The 8,145-nt window shown below is 70.2% G+C and carries 3 protein-coding genes and 1 pseudogene; 2 read left to right on the top strand and 2 right to left on the bottom strand.

The window, feature by feature from the left end; genetic code table 11:
- Window positions 1–3,415, top strand: a pseudogene (locus JWP60_RS13430) (hypothetical protein); the annotation flags it as partial.
- Window positions 3,412–5,934 (top strand): CshA/CshB family fibrillar adhesin-related protein, encoded by a 2,523-nt coding sequence (locus JWP60_RS13435; RefSeq protein ID WP_299791954.1) that lies wholly within the window; start codon window positions 3,412–3,414, stop codon window positions 5,932–5,934. The pseudogene JWP60_RS13430 and the gene JWP60_RS13435, both read left to right, overlap by 4 nt.
- Before the next feature lie 39 nt (window positions 5,935–5,973).
- On the opposite strand, the gene mnmA is transcribed toward JWP60_RS13435, so the two are convergent.
- Both mnmA and JWP60_RS13445 read right to left on the bottom strand, forming a co-directional pair.
- On the bottom strand, window positions 5,974–7,107 hold the full coding sequence (mnmA, locus tag JWP60_RS13440; protein ID WP_299791957.1) for a tRNA 2-thiouridine(34) synthase MnmA: 1,134 nt from the start codon (window positions 7,105–7,107) through the stop codon (window positions 5,974–5,976).
- A gap of 175 nt (window positions 7,108–7,282) precedes the next feature.
- Window positions 7,283–7,435: a hypothetical protein gene (locus JWP60_RS13445; protein ID WP_299791960.1), complete on the bottom strand. Its 153-nt coding sequence runs from the start codon at window positions 7,433–7,435 to the stop codon at window positions 7,283–7,285.
- Window positions 7,436–8,145: the final 710 nt, after the last annotated feature.

The following is an 8,145-nucleotide window of genomic DNA, read 5'->3' on the forward strand; positions in this document are numbered from 1 at the left end:
GCTCGGCCTGCCCGGATCGGGCGCGCGCGTGGGCGGCGCGAGCGATACGACCGCGCCGACCGTGCCCTCGCTGGGCGCGGTCGCCGACACGGGCGGCCCGATCGGACGCCTGCAGCAGGGCGTCGATCGTCCGATCTACACGCCGGCCGCCGCGCTGCTGCCCTCGCAGTCGGTCGCGCCGGCAGCTTCCGCGGATCCCGTCTCGCCGCCCGCCGCCGCGCAACCCTTGGAGGAACTGCTGCCGCAACTGGGCCCCGAGACCGCCTTCATCGGCCTGCAGGACGGCCAGGTAATGGACGCGCTGCAGACCCGCGTGCGCGTCAAGGGCCCGCTGGGCGCCGTGTTCGACCTGCAGGTGAACGGCCAGCTGGTGCCCGCCACCCAGGTCGGCAAGAAGAGCAGCCTGGAGGACAAGCGCGTCACCGCCTGGGAATACATCGGCGTCGACCTGCGCGCCGGCCGCAACACGCTGGCGGTGAAAGTCACCGATCCGTTCGGCAACGTGCGCGGCCAGGCGCAGATCACCCTCCTGGCGCCCGGCCCGCTGGCGTCCGTGCGCATCCAGGCGCCGGAGCGGCCGGTGGCCGATAGCGAGACGCCGATCACGGTTCGGTTCGCGCTGCGCGATGCCGACGGCCTGCCGGTCACCGCGCGCACGCAGCTCACCCTGCAGGCCGCCGCCGGCCAGTGGCAGGTGACCGATGCCGATCCGCACCAGCCGGGCCTGCAGGTGATGGTCGAAGGCGGCACGGGCAGTTTCGCGCTGCTGCCGCCGGCGCAGCCGGGCAAGGTGGAGATCACCGCGCTGGCCGGCACCATCAAGGCAAGCACCGCCGTGGAGTTCGTGCCCAAGCTGCGCCCCATGCTGGCCGCCGGCCTGGTCGAAGGCACCATCAACCTGCGCAACCTGAATCCGGCTTCGCTGCAGCCCACGCAAAGCGGCGACGTGTTCGAGCGCGAAATCCAGAGCGTCTCGCGCAGCTTCGACAACGGCAAGGGCGAGGTCGCCGCGCGGGCCGCCCTGTTCCTCAAGGGCAAGGTCCTCGGCTCGAGCCTGCTGACGCTGGCCTACGACTCCGACAAGGTGGCCGACGCCCGCCTGTTCCGCGACATCCAGCCGAACCAGTTCTACCCGGTGTACGGCGACTCGTCGGCGCGCGGCTTCGACGGCCAGTCCACCGGCCGCCTCTACCTGCTGCTGCAGAACGGCAGCAACTACGCCCTGGCCGGCGACTTCGCCACCCAGACCGACGACCCGGCCCGCCAGCTCACGCAGTACGCGCGCTCGCTCAACGGGGCCAAGGGCCACTGGAGCGACGGCAAGTTCTCGGTCGAAGCGTTTGCCAGCCGCACCTCCGCGACGCAGATCGTGCAGGAGTTCCGCGCCACCGGCACCTCCGGCCCGTTCCAGCTCAATGCCAACGGCGTGGTGCAGAGCGAGCAGGTGCACGTGATCACGCGCAGCCGCGACCAGAACGCGCTGGTGCTGAAGGACACGGCGCTCACCGTGTTCAACGACTACACGATCGAGCCCATCACCGGCCTGCTGCTGCTGAAGGCGCCGGTGTCCAGCGTCGACGCCGACCTCAATCCGGTGTTCGTGCGGGTGGTGTACGACGTCGAAACCGGCGGCCCCAAGCACGCGGTCAACGGCGTGGAAGCGACCGTGCAGGTCGTGCCGGGCGTCACCGTCGGCGCCCTGGCCGTGCGCGACGAAGATCCCGCCAACCGCCAGCAGCTGGAAGGCCTGACCCTCACCGGCAAACTCGCCGACAAGACCGTGGTGACGGCCGAAGTGGCACACAGCCGCACCGACCTGCAAGGCTCCGGCAGCGGCCAGCGCGTCGAGTTGACCCACGAAGGCGCCGGCGTGCAGGCGCATGTCTGGGGCGTGCGCACGGATGCGGGCTTCTACAACCCGGGCAGCCCGCAGTCGGCTGGCCAGGCGCAGTACGGGGCCAAGATCGGCTACTCGCTGAACGCCACCAACCGCATCGTCGCCGAGGCGCTCAAGACCAGCAACAGCACCACCGGCGCCGAGCAGACCGGCGCCGAGCTGCGCCTGGAACACAGCCTGCCGGGCAACGCGGTGCTGGAAGTCGGCCTGCGCCACAGCAGCAGCAACGCCCAGGCCGCGGTTTCGACAACGCCCGCGGTCGGAACCGATACGACCGCCACCGCCACCGGCATCACGACGACGGCAAGCGCCGCGGCGGCGGCCTCCGGCCCGGAGACCAGCACCACCAGCGCCCGCGTCAAGCTGACCGTGCCGGTTCCCGGCGTCGCCAAGGCCGATGCGTACGGCGTCGCGGAGCAGGCGATCGATGGCGGCGGCGGCCACGAGATCGGCGTCGGCGCCAACTACGCCGTCAATGCCAACACCAAGCTCTATGTCCGGCACGACTTCATCAACAGCCTGAACGGCGCGTACACGCTGACGAGCGACGCCTCCCGCTACACGTCCGTGGCGGGAGTCACCACCGTCCTGCCCGACAATACGCAGGTGTTCAACGAATATCGGGTGGCCGATGCGGTCGACGGCCGCACGGCCGAAGCGGCCATCGGCCTGCGCAAGACCGTGCAGCTCACCACCGGTTTCAACGTCAATGGCAGCCTCCAGCGCATCAAGCCGCTGTCCGGCCCCTCGAGCGACGACTCCACGGCCCTCGCGCTCGGCGCCGAATACACGGCCGCCAGCAACTGGAAGGCCTCCGGCCAGGTGCAGTGGCAGGACTCCAGCACCTCGCGCAGCTGGCTCGCGAGCGGCGCGGTCGTGAACAAGCTCGATGCCGAGTGGACCCTGCTGAACCGGCTGCTGTACAACGAGCAGATCAACTCCGGCGCCGGCGCCGGCTCGCGCGAGCTGATCACCGCGCAAAGCGGCGTGGCCTTCCGGCCGGTCGACAACGACAAGTGGAACGCGCTCGCCCGCATCCAGTACAACCGCGACCGCGACAGCACGGTGGCGCCAGCGCATGACGTTTCCTCGTGGCTGCTTTCCACCCACGTCAACGTGCAGCCGAACAGCGCCTGGATCATCAGCGGCCGCTACGCCGCCAAGTGGCTGAAGGACGCGGCGGGCGATATCTCCACCAGCTCATTCACGCAGCTGCTGGGCGCACGCAGCGGCTGGGACATTTCCGACCACTGGAACGTCGGCCTGCAGGCGTATGGCCTCTGGGGCAACGGCTCTGCCGAAGCCGCCGTCGGCGTCGAGGTGGGCTACCTGGCGTACAAGAACCTGTGGCTGGCCGCCGGCTACAACCTCAAGGGCTTTTCCGCCCCGGACCTGAGCGCGGATGCGCACACGCAGCGCGGCGCCTACCTGCGCCTGCGCTTCAAGTTCGACGAGGAAGCGCTGGACAGCCATAGCTCCCGCCAAGGCGCCGATACGCCCGCGCCGCGCGTGCAATGAGGCGGCTCGTCGCCCTGGTCCGCCGCCTGCTGGCGGTGCTCGCCATCGGCTGGCTGGTGAGCGTGCTGATGCCGGGCGCGGCGCTGGCCGCGACCTGTGCCCCGGCGACCGCGGCGGGCACCGCGCCCAACGACTTCCGGGACTATTGCTGGCTGGATTTCTCCAGCTACGCGGACTCCACCGCCACCGGCAAGAACGGGCAGGCCTTCACCTTCAACCTGCCAGACGGCACCAAGGTGGCGATGACGGTGAAGACCACCGGCGGCAACCTCACGGCGGTGTCGGTGCCCTCATGGAGCGGCTCCGCCTTCGGCAACACCGCGTTCACCGGCATTCCCGGCAAGCCGATCCTGTACACGGCCACCGATGGCGGCACGCCCACCGTCACCCTGAGCAGCATCGTCGTGACGCCACCGAGCGGCGGCACCTCGCTGTACTCGATCGTGGTGGGGGACGGCGAATCGACCAACAACGGCGAGTCGCTGACCTTCACGACCACCGGCAACGCCTGGCAGACGATTGCCACCATTCCGAACGGCGGCAGCGCCCTCTACCCCTCGCTCACCGGCGCGAACACCAAGACGGTCAAGGAGACGGGCGTGGCGGGCACGGTCGGCAGCTACGTGTTCCGCTCGGACGGCAACCCGACCAGTGTCTCGGCGGCGATGGTGGCCAGCGGCCTGCAGGGCATCATCATCGGCATGCGGTACGCCTCCATCGCGGTGGTCTCGCAATTCGCCAACGCGCGCTACAACGCGGCCGACCAGCTCACCTATGGCCTGGCGACCACCGCCGGCCTCTCGCTGGTGTCGGCGGGTAGCACGGGCAGCGCCCTGAACGGCTTCACCGTTGCCACGATGCCGACGGTGGCGGCCAGCTATCCCTTCGTGGTGTCGGAGAGCATGTCCTCGGGCAGCGTGGGCACGCTCTCCAACTACAGCACTTCGCTCACCTGCGTGAACGGGAGCACCAGTGGGTCGAGCACGAGCATGCCGACCAACGTCTCGGCGACGTCGTACACCTTTCCCACGCTGCAGTATGGCGACGCGGTGCTCTGTACTTTCACCAACACGCCCATCTTCAACCAGATCGTCGGCACGGTGTACAGCGACGCCAACCACGACTCCGCGCAGAGCAGTGCGGAGGCGGGGCCCGGCATCTCGGGCGTGTACGTGAAGGTCACGCCGGTCTCCGGCGGCGTCTGCACCGGGCCGGCGACGCAGGCGATCCAGGTGGACGCGACCACCGGCGCGTACACGATCCCCAACCTGGCCCAGGGCACCTACTGCGTGATCCTGGACACCAGTGCCACGCTGACCGACATCACACCGACCCTGCCCGCCGGCTGGCTCGGCACGCAGAACGCGAGCGGCTCGCTGCTGGTGGTCGTGCCGGCGGGATCGCCCACGCCGCCCGCGCAGGTCTTCGGCATCTACAACGGATCGCGCCTGACCGGCACGGTGTTCACGGATACCGGGGTCGGTTCGGGGACGCCGAACAACGGCGCCAGGGATGGCACCGAGGCGGGCGTCGCGGGCGTCACCGTCACGGCGAAGACGGCTTCGACCACGGTGGCCACGGCCACCACCGCGGTCGACGGCAGCTTCACGCTCTGGGTGCCCGCGAGCACCAGCGGCACCGTCACCATCGCCGCGGCGATCCCGGCCGGCTATGTCGCTACCGGCGGATCGGCCGGCACCACGGGCGGCAGCTACACCCGACCCAGCGTGAGCTACGCGCCGGCGGGTGGCCAGAGCTACAGCGGCGTCGCCTTCGGCCTGGCGGCGCCCAGTTCACTCGCGCCCAGCGGCGCGCAGACGGCGCAACCGGGAACGGTGGTGTTCTACACGCACAGCTTCCAGGCCGGCAGCGGCGGGCAGGTGAGCTTCGCGCTGGCCAACGTCTCGAATCCGGCGAGCCCCACGTGGAGCACCGTGCTGTATCAGGACAGCAGTTGCAATGGCGCCCTCGACGGCGGCGAGCCTGTGGTGGTAGCCCCGATCACGGTCACGGCCGGCCAGCAGATCTGCCTGATCGTCAAGCAGTTCGTGCCGGCGGGGGCGGCCTACGGCGCGCTGAACACGGCCACGCTCACCGCCACCTTCAGCTATACGAACGCGAGCCCGGCACTATCCTCCACGCTGAGCGTGACCGACACCACCACGGGCGGCGAGCCTTCGGCGCTGAACCTGAAGAAGCTGGTGAGCAACGTCACGCGCGGCGGCGGCACTGCCACGTCGGTGACGGCGACGCCGGGCGAGGTCCTGCAGTACACGCTCACTGCGCAGAACAACGGCGCCGGCCCGCTCACCACGCTGGTGATCAACGACGCGACGCCCGCTTTCACCACCTTCGTGAGCGCCGCCTGCCCGGGTACCCTGCCCACTGGCATCACGACCTGCGCGATCAGCACCCAACCGGCTGCCGGCACGACCGGGAGTGTGCAGTGGACCTTCACGGGCTCGCTCAGCGCGGGACTGACGCTGACGGTGAACTACCAGGTCAAGCTGAGCCAATGAGCTCCGCGCGGCGGCCAGGCGCCGCGAACGCAGGCCCGCTCAGGCGACTGCAGCTTCGCTGGTCGCGGCCAGCGCTGCGCTGATCACGCCTCCGCCCAGGCAGATCTCGCCGTCATAGAGCACGGCCGACTGGCCCGGCGTCACTGCCCATTGCGGCTCGTCGAATTCCAGTCGCAAGCCGCTGTCCGCGTCGCCCAGCAGCCGGCAGGGCGCATCGCTCTGGCGGTAACGCGTCTTGGCCGCATAGCTGCCGGGTGGCGGGGGCCCGCCGGCGGTCCAGTTCAGGTCGTCGGCCTGCAGGGTAGAGGACAGCAACCAAGGGTGGTCGTGTCCCTGCACCACCCACAGCGTGTTCTTCGCCATGTCCTTGCGCGCCACGAACCAGGGCGCGTGTTCGCCGCCTCCGCGTTGCGCGCCTTTCTCCTTCACGCCACCGATGCCCAGGCCCTGGCGCTGGCCCAGCGTATAGAACGACAGGCCCTGGTGCTGGCCGATGACGCGGCCGCGCGGATCCTTGATCGGCCCCGGCTCCTTGTGGATGTAGCGGTTCAGGAACTCGCGAAAGGGCCGCTCGCCAATGAAGCAGATGCCGGTCGAGTCCTTCTTCTTCGCGTTGGGCAGGCCGATCTCCTCGGCCAGGCGCCGCACTTCGGTCTTGCGCAGCTCGCCGACCGGGAACAGCGTCTTCGCCAGCTGCGCCTGGTTGAGACGGTGCAGGAAATAGCTCTGGTCCTTGCTGTCGTCCAGCCCCTTGAGCAGCTCGAAGCGACCGGCACGTTCGCGCACCCGGGCGTAGTGGCCGGTGGCGATCTTCTCGGCACCCAGGCGGATCGCGTGGTCGAGGAAGGCCTTGAACTTGATCTCGGCGTTGCACAGCACGTCGGGGTTGGGCGTGCGGCCCGCCTGGTACTCGCGCAGGAACTCGGCAAAGACGCGGTCCCTGTATTCGGCGGCGAAGTTGACGTGCTCGATCTCGATGCCGATCACGTCGGCGACGCTGGCCGCATCGACGAAGTCCGCGTTGGACGAGCAGTATTCGCTGTCGTCGTCGTCTTCCCAGTTCTTCATGAAAATGCCGACCACGTCGTAGCCCTGCTGTTTGAGCAGCCAGGCGGTGACCGCGGAGTCCACGCCTCCGCTCAGACCGACGACGACACGAGGCATGCGACCCATGTGTGCGATTATCCCCGGGCATCGTTCTCCCCATGCTCCATCGGCCCACCTCCGTGCCGCTGCCCCGGCAGCGCCTGTCACCCGCGGGGCTCGCCGCCACCGGCGTGCTGCACGTCGCACTGCTGTGGCTGCTGCTGCAATACGCACCCGTGCAGCAGGCGGTCCGCTATGTGATCTACCAGGCCGTGCGGTCGCCGAACGCGTCGGTTCCGTCCAGCAGTGCGAGCATCAGCCACGCTATCACGCTGCCGGCTACCCCTGGCGTCCCGGGCGATCCGCTCTCGGTCTTCACGCTGCGGCCGGAGTCCAGCATTCCGCTGCAGGCCACGGACACCTTGCCCGACCTGCAGCCGCGCCCGAAACGGGAGCGGCGCCAGAGGCGCGAGCAGGCCCAGGCCGAGGCAGCGGCCCCGCGGTTGCGCATCGCTCCGCAGCTGACCCTGCCGAAGCCGCAGCCCGAGCCTGCGCCGGAACCCACGCCGTCGGAATCCACGACAGCGGCACCCGCCCCACGGCCGACCGCAGAGCCCGCGCCCGCGCCCGTCCCGGTGCCGGCGCCGGTGCCGGTTCCTGCACCGGTGCCGATACCTGCACCGGTAGCACCACCACCGGCTCCTGTGCCCCAGCCAGCAGCGGTACCCGCGCCAGCGCCAGTTCCTGTGCCGCAGCCCGCGCCTTTGCCTGTGCCTGTGCCTGTGCCTGTGCCTGTGCCTGTGCCTGTGCCTGTGCCTGCCCCAATCCCCGAAGCGGCCCCAGCCCCAGCACCGGCGCCTGTGGAAGTACCCGCCCCGGCACCTGCGCCCCCGGTCGTGGTCGCCCCGGCTCCACCGGCGCCGGCACCCGCTCCGCCAGCTCCGGTGGCTGCGCCTTCTCCCGCGCCCGCGCCGCCATCGCCTGCACCCGCGCCACCGACCCGCACTACCGGCCCCGTGATCGACGTCCCCGTCGCGCCGGGTTCGCCGCAGGCGGGATCGGCCGTGCCGGTGCCTGCGCCCGCGCCCGGATGGGGCGCGCCTGGGGTGGCGCCGCCGGCGATCG

This window comes from Ramlibacter sp. (assembly GCF_028291745.1).
GTDB lineage: Bacteria > Pseudomonadota > Gammaproteobacteria > Burkholderiales > Burkholderiaceae_C > Ramlibacter.